The sequence below is a fragment of the Streptomyces sp. JB150 genome (genome assembly GCF_011193355.1).
GTDB lineage: Bacteria > Actinomycetota > Actinomycetes > Streptomycetales > Streptomycetaceae > Streptomyces.
Window position 1 is genome coordinate 2,208,556 of record NZ_CP049780.1, and the last position, 19,501, is coordinate 2,228,056.

At 71.8% G+C, this 19,501-nt stretch carries 18 protein-coding genes and 1 pseudogene; 10 read left to right on the forward strand and 9 right to left on the reverse strand.

What is annotated here, in order from left to right; translation table 11 throughout:
• Positions 1–287, reverse strand: a pseudogene (locus G7Z13_RS34075) (hypothetical protein); the annotation flags it as partial.
• Between G7Z13_RS34075 and G7Z13_RS34080 the strand changes: the two are divergent.
• Entirely contained in the window at positions 277–432 is a 156-nt protein-coding gene (locus tag G7Z13_RS34080; RefSeq protein ID WP_277347395.1) for a hypothetical protein, read from the forward strand. The pseudogene G7Z13_RS34075 and the gene G7Z13_RS34080 sit on opposite strands and share 11 nt — an antisense overlap.
• Here G7Z13_RS34080 and G7Z13_RS10315 read toward each other — a convergent pair.
• A complete protein-coding gene (locus G7Z13_RS10315) occupies positions 426–1,394 on the reverse strand; it encodes an arabinan endo-1,5-alpha-L-arabinosidase (RefSeq protein WP_165998040.1) in 969 nt (322 codons plus the stop codon). The genes G7Z13_RS34080 and G7Z13_RS10315 overlap by 7 nt on opposite strands.
• Before the next feature lie 120 nt (positions 1,395–1,514).
• Complete coding sequence (locus tag G7Z13_RS10320; RefSeq protein ID WP_165998042.1) at positions 1,515–1,979, reverse strand: ATP-binding protein; 465 nt, start codon at positions 1,977–1,979, stop codon at positions 1,515–1,517.
• A 129-nt stretch (positions 1,980–2,108) separates the two neighbouring features.
• On the opposite strand from G7Z13_RS10320, the gene G7Z13_RS10325 reads away from it, so the two are divergent.
• The 6 genes from G7Z13_RS10325 (at position 2,109) to G7Z13_RS10350 (ending at position 9,514) form a co-directional block, all read left to right on the forward strand.
• On the forward strand, positions 2,109–2,948 hold the full coding sequence (locus tag G7Z13_RS10325) for a helix-turn-helix transcriptional regulator (RefSeq protein WP_165998044.1): 840 nt from the start codon (positions 2,109–2,111) through the stop codon (positions 2,946–2,948).
• On the forward strand, positions 2,945–3,151 hold the full coding sequence (locus tag G7Z13_RS10330) for a DUF397 domain-containing protein (RefSeq protein ID WP_165998046.1): 207 nt from the start codon (positions 2,945–2,947) through the stop codon (positions 3,149–3,151). Before G7Z13_RS10325 ends, G7Z13_RS10330 begins: the two co-directional genes overlap by 4 nt.
• A 93-nt stretch (positions 3,152–3,244) precedes the next feature.
• A complete protein-coding gene (locus G7Z13_RS10335) occupies positions 3,245–7,912 on the forward strand; it encodes a DUF6531 domain-containing protein (RefSeq protein ID WP_165998049.1) in 4,668 nt (1,555 codons plus the stop codon).
• Positions 7,913–7,921: 9 nt separating this feature from the next.
• Entirely contained in the window at positions 7,922–8,482 is a 561-nt protein-coding gene (locus G7Z13_RS10340; protein ID WP_165998052.1) for a hypothetical protein, read from the forward strand.
• On the forward strand, positions 8,479–9,084 hold the full coding sequence (locus tag G7Z13_RS10345; RefSeq protein ID WP_165998054.1) for a DUF4291 domain-containing protein: 606 nt from the start codon (positions 8,479–8,481) through the stop codon (positions 9,082–9,084). Before G7Z13_RS10340 ends, G7Z13_RS10345 begins: the two co-directional genes overlap by 4 nt.
• A gap of 4 nt (positions 9,085–9,088) precedes the next feature.
• On the forward strand, positions 9,089–9,514 hold the full coding sequence (locus G7Z13_RS10350) for a hypothetical protein (protein WP_206313041.1): 426 nt from the start codon (positions 9,089–9,091) through the stop codon (positions 9,512–9,514).
• A gap of 117 nt (positions 9,515–9,631) precedes the next feature.
• Here G7Z13_RS10350 and G7Z13_RS10355 read toward each other — a convergent pair whose 3' ends face one another.
• The 6 genes from G7Z13_RS10355 to G7Z13_RS10380 form a co-directional block, all read right to left on the reverse strand.
• Positions 9,632–10,045, reverse strand: a complete 414-nt coding sequence (locus tag G7Z13_RS10355; RefSeq protein WP_165998059.1) for a hypothetical protein — start codon at positions 10,043–10,045, stop codon at positions 9,632–9,634.
• Complete coding sequence (locus G7Z13_RS10360; protein ID WP_165998061.1) at positions 10,042–10,524, reverse strand: ankyrin repeat domain-containing protein; 483 nt, start codon at positions 10,522–10,524, stop codon at positions 10,042–10,044. Before G7Z13_RS10360 ends, G7Z13_RS10355 begins: the two co-directional genes overlap by 4 nt.
• Positions 10,525–10,615: 91 nt before the next feature.
• On the reverse strand, positions 10,616–12,130 hold the full coding sequence (locus tag G7Z13_RS10365; RefSeq protein WP_165998063.1) for an alpha-N-arabinofuranosidase: 1,515 nt from the start codon (positions 12,128–12,130) through the stop codon (positions 10,616–10,618).
• A 145-nt stretch (positions 12,131–12,275) separates the two neighbouring features.
• A complete protein-coding gene (locus G7Z13_RS10370; RefSeq protein ID WP_165998067.1) occupies positions 12,276–13,136 on the reverse strand; it encodes a carbohydrate ABC transporter permease in 861 nt (286 codons plus the stop codon).
• Positions 13,133–14,074, reverse strand: coding sequence for a sugar ABC transporter permease (locus G7Z13_RS10375; protein WP_165998069.1), 942 nt, complete (start codon positions 14,072–14,074; stop codon positions 13,133–13,135). The genes G7Z13_RS10370 and G7Z13_RS10375 overlap by 4 nt, the downstream gene beginning before the upstream one ends.
• Positions 14,071–15,429 carry an extracellular solute-binding protein gene (locus tag G7Z13_RS10380; protein ID WP_165998070.1) on the reverse strand — a complete coding sequence of 453 codons (1,359 nt, stop codon included), beginning with the start codon at positions 15,427–15,429 and terminating at the stop codon, positions 14,071–14,073. Before G7Z13_RS10380 ends, G7Z13_RS10375 begins: the two co-directional genes overlap by 4 nt.
• A gap of 918 nt (positions 15,430–16,347) precedes the next feature.
• Here G7Z13_RS10380 and G7Z13_RS10385 point away from each other — a divergent pair.
• Genes G7Z13_RS10385 through G7Z13_RS10400 form a run of 3 tightly spaced genes read left to right on the forward strand, consistent with a single transcriptional unit; the run spans position 16,348 to position 19,483 of the window.
• Positions 16,348–16,857, forward strand: a complete 510-nt coding sequence (locus G7Z13_RS10385) for a toxin (RefSeq protein WP_165998073.1) — start codon at positions 16,348–16,350, stop codon at positions 16,855–16,857.
• Entirely contained in the window at positions 16,854–18,311 is a 1,458-nt protein-coding gene (locus tag G7Z13_RS10390) for an MAB_1171c family putative transporter (RefSeq protein WP_240926168.1), read from the forward strand. The genes G7Z13_RS10385 and G7Z13_RS10390 overlap by 4 nt, the downstream gene beginning before the upstream one ends.
• Positions 18,308–19,483 carry an MAB_1171c family putative transporter gene (locus tag G7Z13_RS10400; RefSeq protein WP_165998075.1) on the forward strand — a complete coding sequence of 392 codons (1,176 nt, stop codon included), beginning with the start codon at positions 18,308–18,310 and terminating at the stop codon, positions 19,481–19,483. Before G7Z13_RS10390 ends, G7Z13_RS10400 begins: the two co-directional genes overlap by 4 nt.
• The last annotated feature ends 18 nt before the right edge of the window (positions 19,484–19,501 follow it).

Consider the following 19,501-nt stretch of genomic DNA (forward strand, 5'->3'; position numbering starts at 1 on the left):
CAGCCGGCGGCGGCCCGGCCCGCGGCGCCGCAGCCCATGCCCGTGCCGGTGCCCGAGCCGCTGCCCGTGGCCGAGCGCGCGCCCGAGCCGGTGCCCGTGCCGATGCCCGTGGCCGAGCCGATGCCCTTCTCCGCGCCGGCCGCCGCGCTTCCGGTGTCCCAGCCCTCACCACCGGCCCCGGCACCGGCCCCCGCTCCGGCCCCGTTCCCGTCCCCGGCGTCCTTCCCGGCCCCGGCTCCGGTGGCTCCGGTGGCCCCGATGGGTCCGGTGGCCCCGGTGGGTCCCACGCCGCCCGGCGTGCCCGCGCGCGGCGGCCTCACCGCCGCCCAGGTCCGCGGCACCGACGGCCTGACCCCGGCCCCCGCGACGGGCTGGCCCGCCCCCGGCGGCGTGCCGAACGCGCCCGGGATGGGCCGGGCGGCGGGTCAGTAGGCGACGGGCCAGCCGCTGCTCCAGTTCAGCAGGTTGATGCCGAGCTTGGGCGTGCCGTTGTCGTTGCCGTCGTAGTAGTGGTAGACGATCAGGTCGCCGTCCACGTCCTTCAGGATCGACTGTCCGCCGGGCCCGATGACGCTGCCGTGCGACTCCAGGACCGGCGTCCCGCCGTTGTTCATGAGGGAGACGCCGTTCTTGTCGACGTACGGCCCGGTGACGGAGGTGGCGCGGCCGACCTTCACCTTGTACGTGGAGCTGGTGCCGGCGCAGCAGGTGTCGTACGAGGCGAAGAGGTAGTAGTAGCCGCCCCGCTTGACGATGAACGGCGCCTCGACGGCCTTGGTGCCGGTCGGCCGCGAGGCCAGGGAGTAGCGGGTGGTGTTGGTCGAGAGCTGCTTCCCGGTGCCGGGGTTGAGTTGGATCATCTTGATCCCGCTCCACCAGCTGCCGAAGGACAGCCACCACTTGCCGTCGCCGTCGACGAACAGGTTCGGGTCGATGGCGTTGTAGTCGCTCGACGCGTTCGAGGTGTAGACGATGCCCTGGTCGGCCCAGCTGCCCGGCTGGCCGGTGGTGGAGGTGGCGAGACCGATCGCGGAGGTGTTGGAGCCGAACTTCGAGACGGAGTAGTACATCAGGTACTTCCCGCCCTGGTACGAGATGTCCGGCGCCCAGGCCTCCGGGACGGAGGAGTAGGCCGGCCACCAGCCGGGCCGCGAGGAGAACGCGTCGGCGCCCGCCCGGAAGGCGGTGCGGTCGGTGGAGGTCCGGTTCGCGATGCCGCCGCCGGTGGCGTACAGCAGGTACTGGCCCGACGGGGTGCGGATCATCGTCGGGTCGTGCACGACGGTGGCCCCGGTCACGTGGCCGGGGTTCGGGTACGCCGACGCCGTGGAGGGGACCAGGGCGAGGAGGGCGGCGGCGGGGAGGGCGAGGAGGGTGGCGCGGGTGCGGCTCATGTGGGGGTGCTCCCGTTCTGCGGGTCGTATTTTCGACATCTCGAACAACGATCGCCACTGCGAACGGGACCGTAGAATCGAACGGTTTCGCCGTCAACGGTTCGCACACGAACTCGCCCGTCACGCACGGAACAAACGCAGCCATCCCGGCAGATCGACCTCCGCGCGCACGGTCTTGCCCGGCGCGCGCTCCAGCACCTCCCAGCGGTCGGCCAGCGCGTCCACGAGCACGAGGCCCCGCCCCGCCTCGGCGAGCGGGTGCGGCGGCCGTACGTCACCGGGGCCGGGCGGGCGCTGCGGGGTGCGCGTGTCGGCGACCTCGATCCGCACGCTTCCCGGCACGAGCGCGAGCCGCAGCTCGAAGTCCCGGCCGGGCACACGGCCGTGGGTCACGGCGTTCGCCGCCAGCTCGGCGACGATCGCCGCGACGGCGTCGGAGGCGTCGGTGCCGTACGGCACGCCCCAGGCGGCGAGTTGGTGCAGCGCGAGGTGACGGGCGAGGCGGGCACCGCGCGGGGTCGCACTGAGGCGCTGGGTGAACACACGTACGGTAATCGGCCCGTGGGGGGTGGAGGGTGCGGTCATGGGGCCAATGTGGCGGTGCGGAAGGGCTGTTCACCAGGTGAGGGCCGCGTACGCAGGGGCAGCGTACGCGGTCACGGCCTGGACAGTACCAGTCACTGGCCGTGACGATATGCGCGGGAGGTGAGGCCGATGGTGGTCGAGGTCGCGGTGGGGACGGGCGGCGAGCCCGAGTCGTCGGACAGCATGCGGACGTTCGGCGCGATGGTCCAGGCGTTGCGCGAGCACGCGGGGCTGAGCAGGGAGGAACTTGGCGACCGCGTCGGCTTCTCCAAGCACACTGTCGCGTCCGTCGAGTTGGGCCGACGCATGCCGGACCCGGCGTTCGTGGAGGGGGCGGAGGAGGCAACCGGAAACACCGGGGTGCTGCGGAGGGCAGCGAAACACCTCGGGCGTCAGCCGGGGTTGGCCGCGTGGTTCCGGCGGTGGGCACAGATGGAGAGGACGGCCATTTCGCTGAACACCTACGAGTGCCGCATGGTTCCTGGGCTGTTGCAGACGGAAGCGTACGCACGCCAGTTGTTCGATGATGAGTTGCCGCCGCTGAGCGACGACCAGATCGAAGCGCAGTGGCAGGCGCGCGCGGACCGGCAGCAGCTGTTACGACACCGGCCGAACACCGTGTTCAGCTTCATCATCGAGGAACACGTCTTCCTGCGCCGAACCGGCGGCGCGAGGGTGACCCACGGGCTCATCGATCACATCCTGGAAGTCGCCTCACTTCGAAACGTAGAGATCCAGGTCATGCCGCTGGTGCGGCACGACCACGCAGGACTTCACGGCCCTCTGCAACTGCTGGAAACTCCGGACAACACATGGTTCGGATACCTCGAAGGACAGCAGAGCGGTCAGCTCATCTCGGACCGGAAAGTGGTCAGCGTGCTGCAAGGGAGGTATGCCAGGATGCGAGCACAGGCTCTCTCCCCCTCCGACTCCGTGAGCCTGCTGCACCGCATGCGAGGAGACCTATGAGCACCAGCGAGCTGGCCTGGTTCAAGTCGAGCTACAGCAGCAGCGGGTCCGGCGACTGCGTCGAAGTCGCCCTCACCCCCGCCACCATCCACGTCCGTGACTCCAAGGACAAGGCCGGCCCCCGCCTCGCCCTCTCCCCCGCCGCCTGGGGCGACTTCCTCGGTGCCGTGGCTTCGCCGGTCTCGGGCGGACAGCGGGCGTAGCGCACACAGCCGGGGCGCCGGGCGCAACCGGCGGCTCGGCTCCGGGCGTCCCCCATACAGTTCGACGGCATCACCGCTACGGGGACGACACGCATGGGTTACACGATTCCGGGCTGGCTCGACGAGGTCCTGGAGTTCATCGGGATCAACTTCCCGAACGTGGACGAGGACGACTACCGCGAGATGGCCGAAGCCATGCGGGACTTCGCGGACAAGTTCGAGGGCCACGGCGGCGACGCGCACAAGGCGTTCTCCCGGATCCTGTCCTCCTCCGAGGGCTGGGCCGTCGACGCCATGGAGAAGCACTGGAATCAGGTCAAGGGCAGCCACCTGGAGAAGCTCCCCGAGCTCGCCCGGCTGTTCGCGGACGCCTGTGACACCCTCGCCGACATCATCTTCGGGATGAAGCGCAAGGCCGAGATCGAGCTGGGCGTGATGGCCGCCTCGGTCGGGATCTCGGCCGGTCTCGCCGTGGTCACCGGCGGGCTGTCCGCGCTGATCGGCGCTGCCGAGGTCGCGGCGATGCGCCAGGTGGTCAAGCGGATCATCGACGAGGCCGTGGAGCGGATCGTCGACGAGGTGCTCGCCAAGCTCACCGAGCCGGTCAACGCCAAACTGGAGGCGATGGTCGAGGACATGGTGCTCGACCTGGCCGAAGGCGCGTTCTCCATGCCGCCCGCCGACGGCGGTGGCGGTGACCACGGCGGGCACGGCGGCAAGGGCGGGATGCAGCTGGCCTCGGCGGGCGGCGGTGACAGCGGCGGCGGTCCGCAGAAACGGACCCGGATCGACCACTTCGAGTTCGAGGACGGCGCCGGAAAGGTGTCGAAGCACGGCGGGGAACTGCGCCTGGCCGCCTCCTCACCGCTGAACCGCGCCCGCACCGCGTTCGGCCGGAGCAAGGGCCGCGACCCCTTCACGGAGGCTTTCGACAGCGTGCTGCACGGCGCGCTCAAGGGCACCGACAAGGCCATGGACAAGGTCGCCAAGCACATCACGGAGACCGTGCCTGCGCGGGTGAAGGCCGCCTCCCGGCTGCACAAGGGCAACGACCGCGGCGTCGGTGACCGGGCCAAGGGGATCGATGTCGGCAAGCACGGCGACGGCAAGGACGGGGACGGCGGGTCCGGTGCGGGCACCCGGCCCAAAACCGACGCGGACGCCAAGCGCGACCCGAACCTGCCCGAACGCTCCAGGCAGGCCCGCGCGCTGGCGGACAAGGAGACCTGCGGCGACCCCATCGACATGGCCACCGGCCAGATGGTCATGGCGCAGACCGACGTCGACCTGCCCGGCGTGCTGCCGCTGACCCTGCGCCGCACGCACCTCACCGGATACACCCACGGCACCGCCTTCGGCCCGTCCTGGGCGTCCACGCTCGACGAGCGCCTGGAGCGGGATACACGGACAGGCGGCGTGTGGTGGCGCCGTGAGGACGGCTCCAGCCTCTACTACCCGCGCACCCCGGACCTCGTCGGTGATCGCGTCGACCCGGTGGCGGGCGAACGCCTGCCGCTGACGTACGTCTCCCAGGGCAGCTCGTACGTCCTCGTGGTGCAGGACCCGCACACCGGCCTCACCCGCTCCTTCGAGCCGGCCGAAACGATCAGGGACGTCTGGTGGCTGGCCCAGGTCGAGGACCGCAACCACAACCACGTCTCGTTCGAACGGGACACGAACGGTCTCCTGACCGGGATCACCCACTCCGGCGGTTACCGGCTGACGCCGGTCTGCGACGCGGACACCGGCCGGGTCACCTCCGTGCACGCCCTCACCGAGGACGGCCCGTTGCGCCTGCGCGCCTACCGCTACGACGAGGACGGCGACCTGGTGGAGGTCGTCAACGCCGTCGACGCGGCCACCCGCTACACCTACGACACCGCGCACCGCGTCACCGGCTGGCACGACAGCAACGGCACCACCTTCACGTACACCTACGACGAGCACGGCCGGGTCACCGCCACGCACGGCAGCGACGGCATCCTGAACTCCCGTATCTCTTACGCGGGGCCGGACCCCGACGGCACGACCACCGTCACCTACACCGACTCCCTGGGCCACGCCACCGTCTACCGTGCCAATCCGCTGGGCCAGATCGTCGCCGTCACCGATCCGCTCGGCAACACCACCACCCAGACCTGGGACCTCCGCGACCGGCTGCTCAGCCGCACCGACCCGACCGGCCACACCGTGGTGCACCGCTACGACGACGCGGGGCGACTCGTCGCCGTGGTGCGTCCCGACGGCACCGAGACCACCGCCGAGTACGGCGCGTTCCCTCAGCCGGTCGGCATCCGCACCCCCGACGGCAACGTCACCCGGTACACGTACGACCCCCGTGGCAACCGCACGTCGGTCACCACGCCGGCCGGCCACACCACCCGCTTCGGCTATGACGAGGCGGGCCGCCTCACCTCGGTCACCGATCCGCTCGGCAACGTCACCACGATCCGCTGCAACCCGGCCGGCCTGCCCCAGGAGATCACCGACCCGCTCGGCGCGGTCACCCGCCAGACCCACGACGCCCTCGGCCGGCCCGTCACCCGTACCGACCCCACGGGCGCCACCATCCGCATGGAGTGGACTCCCGAGAACCAGCTGGCCCGGCGCATCCTTCCCGACGGCACCCGGGAGTCGTGGACCTACGACGGCGAGGGCAACTGCACCGCCCACACCGATCCGCTGGGCGGCGAGACCCGCTTCGAGTACACCCACTTCGACCTGCTCACCGCACGCACCACCCCGGACGGCGTGCGCTACGAGTTCACCCACGACACCGAGCTGCGCCTCACCAGGGTCACCAACCCGCAGGGCCTGACCTGGACGTACACGCATGACGCGGCGGGCCGGCTGATCTCCGAGACCGACTTCGACGGCCGCACGCTCCGCTACCGGCACGACGCCGCGGGCCGCCTGACCGCCCGCACCAACGCCCTGGGCCGGACCACCGTCTTCGAGCGCAACGCCCTGGGCCAGATCCTCCGCAAGGACGCCGCCGGACGCGTCACGACCTTCGCGTACGACGCGATCGGCCGGCTGGTCGAGGCCACCGGCCCCGACGGCAGCCGGCTGACCATCGAGCGCGACCGGTACGGCCTCATCCGGTCCGAGACCGTCGACGGCCGCACGCTCACGTACACCTACGACGAACTGGGGCGCCGCAACGGGCGCATCACACCCACCGGTGCGACGAGCACCTGGTCGTACGACGCGGCGGGCCGCCGCACCAGCCTGGTCGCCTCCGGCCGCCACGTCGACGTCGCCTTCGACGCCGCCGGCCGCGAACTCACCCGGCGGGTCGGCGACTTCCTCACCCTCGAAAACGCCTACGACCCGCTGGGCCGGCTCGCCGCCCAGACGGCCATGGCCGCCGACGGCCGCACCCTCCAGCACCGCGCCTACACCTACCGCGCCGACGGCCACCTCGCCGCTCTCGACGACCGGATCAACGGCCCGCGCGCCTTCGAGCTCGATCCGGCCGGCCGGGTCACCGCCGTGCGCGCCGAGGGCTGGAGCGAGAGCTACGCCTACGACGAGGCCGGCAACCAGACACACGCCGAGTGGCCCGCCGCCCACCCCGGCCAGGAGGCCACCGGGGAGCGCGCCTACACCGGCACCCGCATCACCCGCGCCGGCAACGTCCGCTACGAACACGACGCGCTGGGCCGCGTCACGCTGCGCCGCAAGACCCGGCTGTCGCGCAAGCCGGACACCTGGCGGTACGAGTGGGACACCGAGGACCGGCTCACCCGGGTCACCACCCCGGACGGCACCGTCTGGCGCTACACCTACGACCCCCTCGGCCGCCGCACCGCCAAGCTGCGCCTCGGTGCCGACGGCGAGACGGTCGTCGAACGCGTCGACTTCACCTGGGACGGCACCAAGCTGTGCGAGCAGACCACCTGGTCGGCCGGCCTGCCGAACCCGGTCACCCTCACGTGGGACCACCAAGGCCTGCACCCCATCGCGCAGACCGAGCGGATCACCGCGGCGGACGCCCCGCAGGAGGAGATCGACTCCCGCTTCTTCGCCATCGTCACCGACCTCGTCGGCTCCCCCCGCGAACTGGTCGACGAGCACGGCAACATCGCCTGGCGGACCCGCACCACCCTCTGGGGCACCACGACGTGGAACAGGGACGCCACCGCCTACACCCCGCTCCGCTTTCCCGGCCAGTACAGCGACCCCGAGACCGGCCTCCACTACAACTGCTACCGCCACTACGACCCGGAGACCGCCCGCTACCTCACCGCCGACCCTCTGGGCCTGGCACCGGCGCCCAACCCGGCGGCGTATGTGCACAACCCGCACACGTGGCTGGACCCGCTGGGGCTCGCCGGCTGCGAGAAGGACACCATCACGGTCTACCGCAAGCAGACCGACCATCCGCTGAGCCAGCGGGTGCACATCGGTGAGAACAACGAGGTGACCATCACGGGGAACGGCAAGCTCTACCTCAACATGAGCGACGACATCAGCCACACGATCGAATTCCGGGGCGACACCGGGCAGATCGTGTCCTTCGAAGTCCCCAGGGATTACCGGGACGCGATCCGCGAAGCCGCTCTGCCTCAGGACAAGGACGACCATCCCGATGGTGACGCCTTCACCCGGAAGGAATGGAAAGACCTCCTCAAGGAATATCCGGAGATCTCGGACCCGACCAAGGGACCCGACCTCTACGGGATTCCCGCGAAACTCCTCGACGGACTCCGGGACGCGATCATCCCCGACTCCGGGCACGTGGTGCGGGAAGGATAGGATCGGCGAATGATCCACAGCGAGGAGAGCGTCGCCGCCGAACTGGATCGCGTACGGCAGCGTCCGCCGGCCGAGGCGGCGCCGCCGGTGCTGGCCGCGTTCACCGTCGAGGTCGCCGTCGGCTCCCCCGAGGAGTACGCCCAGCGGGTACGGCATGTCCTGACGGCCGCGCTGCGGCTGGCTTGCACGGCGGAATTCGACGACGAGGACCTGCCGGCGGACGACTTCCCGGACTGGTTCACGACCGTCTCCGCGCGCGACGGCGAGCCGACGGAGACGTTTTCCCAGGAGGGCCGCACCGCGTACGGAAACGCGAGCGGTGGAAATCCCTGGTCCCTCCAGACCTGGATCTACCGGTTCGACCCCGAGGACGATTCCCGCGGCTGGGAATTCTGGGACGTGACTGCGGTCGGCCCGTCGCGTGTACGCGTCTGGGTCGACAGTTGGGGGGAATCCTTCTTCGGGTCCCTCGAACTGCTGTGGCTGCTGTACACGGCCGGTGCGGCCCGCGTCGACGGGCCGGAGATCCACAAGGCGGGCACCTGGTCGTCCGAGGTGTCCGGCGCATGACCCAGGCAGTACCCGCCCGTGTCGTGCGCGCGGCCTACACGGACTCCGTGATCACGGTCTATCAGGCCTATCCGCCGGACATCGCCGAACCGGCGTTGCGCGCGGGTACGTTCGTGGCACCGTTCAAGCGCGAACGCATGACGTGGATCAAACCCTCGTTCCTGTGGATGATGTACCGCTGCGGCTGGGCCCAGAAGCCCGGCCAGGAACGCGTCCTGCGGATCGACATCGACCGCGCCGGCTTCGAGTGGGCACTGGCCCACTCCGCGCTCAGCCACTTCCAGCCCGAAGTGCACGCGGACCGGGACGAGTGGCGGGCGCAGGTCGCCGCCTGTCCGGTGCGCGTGCAGTGGGATCCGGACCGGTCGGTCCATCTGGAGCCGCAGCCGTGGCGGGCCATTCAGGTGGGCCTGTCCGGTGAGGCCGTGACCCGCTATGTGGACGACTGGATCGTCGGCATGACGGACGTGACCGAACTGGCCCGTTCGGTGCACTCCGCAGTACTGGCCGGGAGGAGCGAGGACGCCTTGGAACTCCTCCCCGTCGAGCGCCCCTACCCGCTTCCGGAGCCGCTTCGCCGGCGGCTGGGCGCGGACGGCTGACGGGTTGGCGTTCACCCATACGTACCGCTTGCGCATCGGCCCCTGGGGGCTGGTCGCGCGCGTCTCCCTCGACGTCGGGCGCGTGGAGACCCCGCCGCCCGAGGCACACGCGATCGGCGACTCGCCGGTCTGGTGGGTGCCACCGCCGGGGGTCGTCCCGGCGGACGAGGAGTGGATGCGGTTCGGACTGGGCCTGGTCGCCGACCGGCTCGACGCCCTCCGGCCCGGGCCCGGTGTCGTGGTCCTCCGGGTCCTCGCCTGGGAGGTGCCGATGCTGCCGGACTACCAGGAGGAGGTGGCCGCCGCGGCTGTGGTCGAGTGCCTGCGGCAGCACTACGGCGTCGAGGGCGTCGACATCGGCGTCACGTTCGACCGGGAGCGGAACCGGTATGTGTTCGCCTGGGGCGGCACGCGGGCGAACGGCAGGTGATCCACGGCCGGCACAGCGTCGAGACGCCACTGGGCGAGCTGGTGCGCCGGCAGGTCCGGCGCCGACGTGAGATGGGCGGCCCGTCATCCGGTGGTTACCGAGTGCCGGGCCGCTCCGTCACTGGGTGGCCAGAGGCCTCGCCCAGGCGGAGAGGTCGTCCGCACAGGCGCCGCTCACGCTCGCCGAGTACGTCACCGGGCCGGTCCGGACTTCGAGGACGAGCTGTCTGGACAGCAGCGCGCGGCGGCGTGTGACGCGGGCGTCTCCGGTGAGCGCCTTGCGCACCAACTCCCCCACGTGCTCCGTGCGCACGTCCTCGAACGTGAACTCGTCCAGCATGAGCCGGACGCTCTGGGGGTGCTCTCGGGCGCCCATGACGAGGACGTACACGTCGTGGCCGTGGACGTCGCCGTCCCAGTCGGCCACCCAGGCGTCCCCCTCCCACCGCTCGCGCGGCGCGGGGTCCGCCACGCCCAGCGACCGGAGCGCCGAGGCGAGTCCGGCCGGCGCCGAGGCCGGCGGCACCCTCATCGGGCGGACTCCGATCCTCCGGGCGCCACCGGGCCACTCCCGACGCCTGGTCGCCGGTCTCCCGCGACGGAGGCCCCGGCATTCCTCAGCGCCTCGGCCGTCTCCGGATACGGCCCCCTGAGTGCCCATTCCAGGGGGCTCATCCCGCTCCCGCCGTCCTCCCGGATGTGGGGATCAGCCCCGTGCCCGAGAAGGACACGGACCGTCTCGGTGTGCCCCCAGCACGCCGCCGCGCACAACGGCAGCCCCTCGCTGCCGTGTCCGCTCTCCGCATCGGGCTCGGCACCGGCCTCCAGCAGCATCCGCGCGATCCCGGCGGCCCCGTGCACGGACGCCGCGTACAGCGGCGTGGTGCCCTGGGCGTCGGGCCTGCGCGCGTCCGCGCCGGCCCGCAACAGCCGCCGTGCCTCCGCCTCGTCCCCGAGCATCGCCGCCCGTACCAGCCCCCGTGTCAGCTTCTTCTGCCGTCGCCTGTTCACCGGTCGCGTACCGCCATGCCCGCCACGGTAGCGAGCGCGGCGGCGCCGCCGGAGGTGAGGGGTGCTCCGGCGGCGCCGGTGAGGTGGCGGGTCAGGCCAGGCGGATCACGTTCCAGGACAGCGGTTCCAGGACGGCGGTGAGGCGGCCGTCGGTGAGGGTCGTGCCCTCGACGGGGTGGGGGGTGACCCGGTCGGGGTCGGTGAGGGTGTTGCGGGCGTCGGGGTCGGCGTCCGCGAGGGCGGTGTGCTCGACGACCCGGGTGACGCCCAGGCCGTTCAGGGCGACCTCCAGCGGCAGGGACCCGGTGCGGCCGCGGTTGACGGCGAACACGGTGACCGTGCCGTCCTCCGCGCGGACGGCGGTGGCGTGCAGCAGGTCCGTCTCGCCGTACTTGGCCGTCTCGTACGTCGGGGAGTCGACACGGACGTCCAGCACCTCGCCGCGGCCGTACTTCGACGCCTGGGCGAAGGGGAAGAACGTCGTCTGGCGCCAGGCGGGGCCGCCGGGCTCCGTCATGATCGGGGCGATGACGTTCACCAGCTGGGCGAGGCAGGCGACCGTGACGCGGTCCGCGTGGCGGAGCAGGGCGATCAGGAGCGAGCCGAAGACGACCGCGTCGGTGACGCTGTAGTTGTCCTCCAGCAGGCGGGGTGCCTCCGGCCAGTCGTGCTGCTCGAAGGTCTGGGCCCGCTCCTCCCAGCGGGAGAGGTACCAGACGTTCCACTCGTCGAAGGAGAGGTTGATCCTCTTCTTCGACTTCAGGCGGGCGCCCACGTGGTCGCAGGTGGCGACGACGTTCTCGATGAAGGACTCCATGTCGACGGCGGAGGCGAGGAAGGAGTCCACGTCGCCGTCGACCGGCTCGTAGTAGGCGTGCAGGGAGATGTAGTCGACCAGGTCGTACGTCTCCGCCAGGACCGTCGCCTCCCATTCGGCGAACGTCGGCATCGACTGGCCCGAGGAGCCGCAGGCGACCAGCTCGACGGCGGGGTCCGCCTGGCGCATCGCGCGGGCCGTCTCGGCGGCGATCCGGCCGTACTCCCGCGCCGTCTTGTGGCCCGTCTGCCAGGGGCCGTCCATCTCGTTGCCCAGGCACCACAGGCGGATGCCGAACGGGTCCTTGTCGCCGTGGGCGACGCGCAGGTCGGACAGGGCTGTGCCGGCGGGGTGGTTGGCGTACTCCTGGAGCTCCAGGGCCTCCGTGACGCCGCGCGTGCCGAGGTTCACGGCCATCATCGGCTCCGCCTGCGGGCCGATCTTCTTCAGGAACGCGATGTACTCGGAGAGGCCGAAACGGTTCGTCTCCGTGGAGTGCCAGGCCAGGTCGAGGCGGCGGGGGCGGTCCTCGACGGGGCCGACGGAGTCCTCCCACTTGTAGCCCGAGACGAAGTTGCCGCCCGGGTAGCGGATGGCCGTCACACCGAGTTCGCGGACGAGGCCGAGGACGTCCTGGCGGATGCCGGCCGCGTCCGCCGTGGGGTGGCCGGGTTCGAAGATGCCGGTGTAGACGCAGCGGCCGAGGTGTTCGACGAAGCTGCCGAAGAGACGGGGGCTGACCTCGCCGACGGTGAAAGCGGGGTCCAGGGTGAAGCGGGCGGGTCGCATGGGCGCCTTTCCGTGTGCGTGGTGTGTCAGATGTGGGCGGGTGCGGGTCGTATGGGGTGCGGGGTCGCGCGGGTGGTCCCGCGTCCTCACGGCGGCTCGGGGCGGCCGTGCTTCGTCCGGGCGAGCCGGTCCGGGCCCGGACCGGTCACTGGCCGGCCAGTCCCGTGTGGGCGACGCCCGCCACGATCTGCCGCTGGAAGAAGACGAAGACGACGATCAGGGGCAGTCCGGCCATCAGGCCGCCGGCCATGAGCTGGGCCCACTGGATGCCGTAGGAGTTCATGACGGTCGCGATGCCGTTCGGCATGGTCATCAGGTCGGGGTTGTTGGTGACCATGTACGGCCACAGGAAGTTGTTCCACGACGCGATGAAGGTGAAGATGCCGACCGCCGCGAGGGAGGGGCGGGCGAGCGGGACCACGATGGTGAAGAAGACCCGCCAGCGGCCCGCGCCGTCGATGAAGGCGGCCTCCTCCAGTTCGCGCGGCACGCCCTGGAAGAACTTGTAGAGGATGTAGACCATCGCGGCGGGTGCGCACTGCGGCAGGATCATGCCCCAGTAGGTGTCGACCATCCCCATCTGCTGCACGGTGGTGAACAGCGGGACGCCGAGGACGGCCGGGGAGACCATGAGGCCCGTCATGACGACGCCCATGAGGGCGGCCTTGCCGCGGAACTCGGTGCGGGCGAAGCCGTATCCGGCGAGCGCGGAGACGACCAGCACGACGGTGGTCACGCAGACGGAGACGACCAGCGAGTTCACGAACCAGTTGGTGATGTCGCCGTTCTCGAAGATCGCCTTCCAGGCCTGGCCGGTCCACTCCCTGGGCAGCCAGTGCGCCGGCACCTCGACGGCCTCGGTCTCGGACTTGAGCGAGGTGAACAGGGCCCAGGCGAGCGGGGCGAGGAACACCGCCGCGACGGCGGCGCCGAGGAGGGTGAGGACGATCTGGCTGGGCGTCCAGGCCTTGCGGGGCCTGACGCGGATCCGTGCGGCGTCGCTCATCGGCCGCCCTCCTCACGGGTGCGCAGCAGCCACATCCGCGCGAGGGCGACGGCCGCGATGATCAGAAAGAAGATGATGGAGATGGCGGAGGCGTAGCCCACGCGGTAGCTGGTGAAGCCCTCTTCGAGGGTGTACTGCACGAAGGTGCGGGTCGACCCTTCCGGGCCGGGCCCGAAGTCCTGCATCACGACGGCCTGGTCGAAGACCTGGAGCGAGGCGAGGATCTGGAGGGCGACGACGAGTCCGGTGATGTTGCGCAGCATCGGCAGGGTGATGCGGACCATGCGGTGCCAGGCGTTCGCGCCGTCCAGTTTCGCGGCCTCGTACAGGTGGCCGGGGATGCCCTGGAGGGCGGCGAGGTAGAGCAGGAAGCTGAAGCCGGCCGTCCACCACAGGGTGGTGATGACGACGGCGAGCATGGCGTACGTCTTGTCCGTCAGCCAGGGCGTGCCGATGCCGAAGACGTGGTTGATCATCCCGGTGCCGGGGTTGAACAGCCACTGCCACAGGTTGGCGGCGACGGTGGACGGCAGCAGGAACGGGGCGAAGAAGCACAGCCGCCACAGCCACGTGCCGCGTTCGATGTGGTGGGCGAGCATCGCCAGCAGGAACGCCATGACGGTGATGCAGGGCACGACCAGGAGTGTGAAGTACGCGCTGTGGCCGAGCGCTTCCCACATCAGGTCGTCCCGCAGCGCCTCGCGGTAGTTGTCGAGGCCGACGAAGCTCGCGCCCTCGCCGGAGATGTTGGCGTCGGTGAAGCTGAGGTACAGGCCGCGCAGCAGCGGCCACACCACGAAGAGCGCGAACAGGGAGAGGAACGGGGCGACGAACCAGCCGCCGTGCTGGAAGCCCTGCCTGCGGCGGACGGTGGCGCCGGCCGCGGCGGCGCGGGGGCGGGCCGGTGCGATGACGGTCTCCGCGCTGGTCGTCGTCATGCAACCGCACCTCCCTGCGCCGCGGTCCTGCCGTCCATGGGATTCTTCGAGGCGAGCAGTTCGGTGAGGGTGCGCCGCATCCGGCGGGCGGCGGCGTCCGGGCCGGCGGAGCCGGTGGTCGCGGAGACGACGACCGGGCCGACGCGCTGGGCGAGGATGCCGGTGGAGCCCGCGAACCACACCTTCGGCTCGGTGGCCTGGTGGTCCATCGCCGAGACGTACTCGCTCTGCGGGGTCAGCTCGCGGTAGGCGGGGGTGGACAGGGTGGGCGTGTAGGCGGGGATGTGGCCGCCGCCCGCCCACTGCCGGGCGTGCCGGACGATGTAGGCGGCGAGCCGGTGCGCGGCCTCGTTGGCGGGGCCGCCGCGCTCGGCCTGGTGGGGCAGGACGAAGGCGTGCGACTCGGCGTGGGTGGCCGGCTTGCCGAAGACGGGCGGGAGCGGGGTCGCGCCGTACTCGACCTTCGCGCTGTCGAAGACGGGCACCGACCAGTTGCCCTCCCAGGCGAACGGGGAGCCGTTGACGAACTGCTCGGCGCCCGCGGCGCCGCCGTAGCCGGGGTCGGCGTAGCCGTCGGTGATGTGGCGGCGCAGGAACCGCAGGACCTGGGCGGCCTTGTCGGTGTCGAAGGTGACCTCGGTGCGGCTGTCGTCGAACCAGGTGCCGCCGAGCTGGGTGTAGAAGGCGACGAAGAACCACCACTGGAAGTTCTGGTCGTTGTGCCAGAGGCCGATGGTCTGCAGGCCCTTCCTGGTGGCGGCCTTCGCCTCCTTGAGCATGGCGAACCACTCGCCGGTGGACGTGGGGGTCACCATCCGCCCGTCGGAGCCGAGCAGGCCCGCCTTTCGCAGGACGTCCTTGCGGTAGAAGCAGAGCTGGACGTGGATGTCGAGGGGCAGGGCGAAGAGCTTGCCGTCGACGACGGCGCGCTGCCACAGGGCGGGGTTGAAGTCCCGTTCGCGCACGCCGTACTCGGCGAGCAGGCCGACGTCCCAGGGGTCCAGGAGGCGGCCGGGTGAGAAGCCGGTGACCCGGCCCAGGTGCATGACGCCGAGGTCGGGGGCGCGGTTGCCCGCGGCGGCCATGGCGAGCTTGGTGTAGAAGGGGCTGCCCCACTGGAGGGTGGAGTCCTTCACGGCGATGTCCGGGTGCTCCGCGCGGAAGGCGTCCAGCATCGCGATCATGTTGTAGCCGTCGCCGCCGCTGAAGAGGTTCCAGTACCGCACGCGCGTGCGGGCGCCGGAGGCGAGGGCGTCGGCGCCGGTGCCGAGCGCGGCGAAGCCGAAGCTTCCCGCGATCGTCAGCCCGCCGAGGGTGGCCAGCAAGTGCCTGCGGTTCAGGCCAGGTTGTCCCATTCCCTGCCCTTACTCTCAGAGGATGCCAGAGGATCGTTCGAGATATCGAATACCGCTCGTAACTTCGAACGGACCGTAAGGTCGAAGCGCGTGCGCGTCAATGGGTCCGGCACGAATCTTTCGCGACGGGCATGGTCCTCCTCGGGCCCCGCCGCGTACGCTCGGACGGCCGCCGGGGCGGCGGTTCGCAGGGCACCGCGTCAGCGGGTGGTCGCGCGGAGGTGTTCGACAACGACCGGAATTGACACACGCACGTGGGCGGCCGGAATGGGGGCGCTCGACGGGTCCCGGGCGGCCGTCGCTCGCGAGGGCGGCCCGGAGTGCCGTACGTCCCGCTCCCGCGGGTCTTCCCTGACGTGCCACCCCGCCGGTTCGCCGGCGGCCCCGGCCCGCGTGGTGGATGGGCGCCGGGGGCGCGGCCGGAGGTCGGGCCGGCCGGCGGCCGCTGCCGCGGGTCGCGGTGAAGGCGCAGGTCCGGCGGGTGGGTGGGGCGCGCACGAGTCGGTAGGCCGGTTCTCGGCGGTGAGCGCAGTCACCCGCCCCGCTCTCCGCTCACGGTCCGGTCCGCCCTGTCACCCGTCGTGGCCGGCACGGCGTGAACCGGCCGGCGCCGAGGCGTGTCCCGGCGTGCGGGCCGGTGCCCGGCCGCGTGGCTCACACTCCGCCGGACCCGCTCAGGTACGCCGTCCCACACGCCACGATCACAAGCCGTCCCACACCACCCACTGCCGTCGCCACTCCCCCACGAGCGGGTGTCCGCTTTTCGGCCATTGTTGTCCGCTGCCCTTGGCTTCTTCGTCCCTAACGGCCTCATTTCTCCCGCGGGGCCGCGCGCGCCGGGCCGTGCAGAGGTGGCTCAAGCGACGCCGGTCTTGGCATATTGCTGCATCGAACACCCGCGCAGCCACGGGGAGAACCGTGCGTACGAACAGGGAGATGCGTCGCCTCGCCGACGCCCTCATCGAACCCATCCGAGTGCCGGTTCCCGCGGATCCCGAGGTCATGTTCCAGGCGGTCGTCGAGTCGGCCATCAAGTGGCGGGGCCGCCGGATCGTCGTCCACCGTGAGGTGTTCCCGCCGCACACGGCCAGCGGGCTCTGGCTGGAGGGCGAGACGCACGACGACGTCGTCGTCGACCGGCGCGCCGCCGTCTGGCACCAGATCGTCATCTTCTGCCACGAGGTGTGGCACATGCACCAGCGCCAGACCGCCGCCCGCCAGGACGACGGCAGGGCCACCGCCGCCCGCACCGACTTCACCCTCGCCGACGAGCAGGAGGCCGACCGCTTCGGCATGCTGATGGGCCGTCGGCTGCGCACCTGGCTGGACGCCCCGGCGGACTCCGTGTACGCGGACCGGGGCGGCGACCCACAGGACCTCGCGGGCCGTATCGGGGCCGCGCTCAACTACCGCGGGACCCGGCGATGAACGCACTGACCAACTACCTCAGCGCCGGCCTCCTCGGCTTCGGCCTGCTCCTGAAGTCACCGGACCTGCTGCGCCACCGGCACGACCCCTACCTGCGCTCCCTGTGCACGGTCCTCGGCCTGGCCGGCCTGTGCTTCGTCCTCGGCGCCCCGCCCACCATCGGCGCCGTCAACCGGATCAGCGGCGTCCCCAACCTCGCCGCGCCCGTGACGTACGTGGCGATCACCGCGTACAGCGCCGCCTCCCAGGTGCTGGTCGTCCGCTGGCGCGGCGGCCCCGGCGTACGGCGCACCACCCGGCGCTGGGTCCTCGCCTACGCCTGCGTCGTCACCGGCATCGTGACCATGTTCGCCCTCGGTGACGCGCCCGTGGAGCGCCGTACCGACCTGGACACCTACTACGCGAACACGCCGTACATCCGCGAGATGATCCTGCTGTACCTGCTCGCGCATCTCACCGCCGTCGCCGTCACCACCGTCTCGTCCCTGCGCTGGGCCCGCCAGGTGGACGGCTGGCTGCGGGCGGGCCTGGTGACGCTGGGCATCGGCACCCTGTGCGGCGCCGGATACAGCGTCATCAAGCTCGTCGCCGTCGCCGCCCGCTGGGGCGGCCTCGACTGGTCGGCGCTCGACCGCAGCGTGTCCCCGGCGGCGGCCGGCCTCGGCGCGCTCGTGACGGTCATCGGCATCCTGATCCCGCTCGCCGGCCCCCGGCTCACCCGGTGGCGGCAGGCGCGGCTGACGTACCGCCGCCTCGAACCCCTGGAGCGCGAACTGGACGACATCCTGGTACGCCGCGCCCTGCGCCTGCCGCGCCCGCGCTGGGCCTCCCCCGTCACCCGGCTGGTGTGGCGCCAGACCAGCATCCACAACGCGCTGAGCCATCTCGACGCGTACGTCGACCGCGAGCTGTACGACGCGACCCTGCGCGAGGCGCTGCGCGCCACGGGCGATCCGCGGCGGGCCGCGGCCCGCGCGTGGGCGACGGTCATCGCGGCGGCGGTGCGGGAGGCGGCGGAAACGGTGGCGGCGGAGCCGCTGGTGGCGGGATCAGTGGTCGCGGGACCGGTGGTCGCAGGATCGGCGGTCGCGGGACCGGTGGTCGCGGGACCGGTGGCGGCCGAGTCCGGGGCAGCGGCGGGGCCGGTGGCGGGGGACCGGTTCACGGGCCCGCTCTCGGACCCGCGCTCGGACCGGTTCACGGACCCGCGCTCGGACCGGTTCCGTGACCCGCTGTCGGACCGGTTCCGGGACCCGCTGTCGGACCGGCTCGCCGATCCGTTCCCCGACCCGTTCGCGGACCGGTTCTCCGGCCGGTTCCCCGACCGGGCGCCCGATCCGGACGCCCTGGTGGACATCGCCGACGCGCTCGCCGACGTCCTCGCCACCGCCGCGCCGCCGCACGGCGCCGACGGGCCGCAGCCGGTGCCGGCCGCGCGGGGCTCGCGCGTATGAGCCTCGTCGTCTACGGGGCGGCCGTGGCGCTCACGCTCTCCGCCGTCGTGCTGTTCCGGCGGCCGCCGCGGCCCGTGCACAACCCGCTGACCGTGTCCACCTGTGTGGCGATCCTGCTCGGCGCGCTCGTGTTCTGCTGCTCGGCCCCGGCGACCCTGGCCGCCGTCAACGAGCTGACCGGCATCCCCAACTTCGGGGCGCCGCTCACGTACGGGATGCTCTCGGCGTACAGCTGCTCGCTGCTGATCCTGCTGATCAACTGGCGGGGCGGGGCCCGCGAGCGGGTGCGGCGGCTGATCCGGGACTGCGTGCTCGCCTACGGTGCGCTGATCGTGGCCATCGTGGTGCTGTTCGCGCTCGCGGACGCGCGCGCCGAGCGGCTGACCGACCTCGACACGTACTACGCCAACACGCCGTTCATGCGCGAGATGATCGTGCTGTACCTGCTCGGGCACACCGCGGCGATGGCGGCGATGTGCGCCGTGTGCCGCAAGTGGGGCCGGGAGGTCACCGGGCTGCTGGGCGCGGGACTGCGGCTGATCCTCATCGGGGCGCTGCTGGACCTGGTCGGGTTCCAGGTGGCCAAGTACACGGCGGTGGTGGCCCGGTGGACGGGCCACGACCTGGACTTCCTGTCCACGAGCGTCGCCCCGCCGATGGCCGCCCTCGGGGCCCTCGTCTGCTCCGCCGGTTTCGTGCTGCCGCGGCTGCTGCCCGCCGCCGTCGCGCACTGGTGCGGGCTGCGGGACTACTGGCGGCTGGGGCCGCTGTGGTCGCGGGTGGCGTTCGTGTCGACGGCCCCGAAGCCGCCCGTGTCCTGGTGGCAGCTGCCGCTGGAGCGGCTGCACTGGCGTGAGGTCGCCATCCACGACGCGCTGCTCGCGCTCGCGCCGTACTTCGACGAGCGGGTGCGGCAGGCGGCGCTGTCGGCCGCCCTGGGGGACGGCCGCTCACCGCACGAGGCGCGGGTGGCCGCCGAGGCGGCCATGCTCGCCGCCGCCGCGCACCGGGCCGCCGCCCGCGAGGCCCCGCTCACCGACCCCAGCACCTACCGCCTGCACGCCACGGAGGTCTCCGGCGCCGCCGGCCTGGTCGAGCTGGCCCAGGCGCTGACCCGAACTCCTCCCTGGGGAACGGCTCGTGAAGGTACGGTGAGAGCCTTCCAGGACTAGGGGGTGTCCTGTCGACTG

Bases quoted from the DNA above. Each gene is read 5' to 3' on its own strand.
- G7Z13_RS10315 (WP_165998040.1), bottom strand. From the start codon at position 1,394: ATGAGCCGCACCCGCGCCACCCTCCTCGCCCTCCCCGCCGCCGCCCTC.
- G7Z13_RS10320 (WP_165998042.1), bottom strand. From the start codon at position 1,979: ATGACCGCACCCTCCACCCCCCACGGGCCGATTACCGTACGTGTGTTC.
- G7Z13_RS10325 (WP_165998044.1), top strand. From the start codon at position 2,109: ATGGTGGTCGAGGTCGCGGTGGGGACGGGCGGCGAGCCCGAGTCGTCG.
- G7Z13_RS10330 (WP_165998046.1), top strand. From the start codon at position 2,945: ATGAGCACCAGCGAGCTGGCCTGGTTCAAGTCGAGCTACAGCAGCAGC.
- G7Z13_RS10335 (WP_165998049.1), top strand. From the start codon at position 3,245: ATGGGTTACACGATTCCGGGCTGGCTCGACGAGGTCCTGGAGTTCATC.
- G7Z13_RS10340 (WP_165998052.1), top strand. From the start codon at position 7,922: ATGATCCACAGCGAGGAGAGCGTCGCCGCCGAACTGGATCGCGTACGG.
- G7Z13_RS10345 (WP_165998054.1), top strand. From the start codon at position 8,479: ATGACCCAGGCAGTACCCGCCCGTGTCGTGCGCGCGGCCTACACGGAC.
- G7Z13_RS10355 (WP_165998059.1), bottom strand. From the start codon at position 10,045: ATGAGGGTGCCGCCGGCCTCGGCGCCGGCCGGACTCGCCTCGGCGCTC.
- G7Z13_RS10365 (WP_165998063.1), bottom strand. From the start codon at position 12,130: ATGCGACCCGCCCGCTTCACCCTGGACCCCGCTTTCACCGTCGGCGAG.
- G7Z13_RS10370 (WP_165998067.1), bottom strand. From the start codon at position 13,136: ATGAGCGACGCCGCACGGATCCGCGTCAGGCCCCGCAAGGCCTGGACG.
- G7Z13_RS10375 (WP_165998069.1), bottom strand. From the start codon at position 14,074: ATGACGACGACCAGCGCGGAGACCGTCATCGCACCGGCCCGCCCCCGC.
- G7Z13_RS10380 (WP_165998070.1), bottom strand. From the start codon at position 15,429: ATGGGACAACCTGGCCTGAACCGCAGGCACTTGCTGGCCACCCTCGGC.
- G7Z13_RS10390 (WP_240926168.1), top strand. From the start codon at position 16,854: ATGAACGCACTGACCAACTACCTCAGCGCCGGCCTCCTCGGCTTCGGC.
- G7Z13_RS10400 (WP_165998075.1), top strand. From the start codon at position 18,308: ATGAGCCTCGTCGTCTACGGGGCGGCCGTGGCGCTCACGCTCTCCGCC.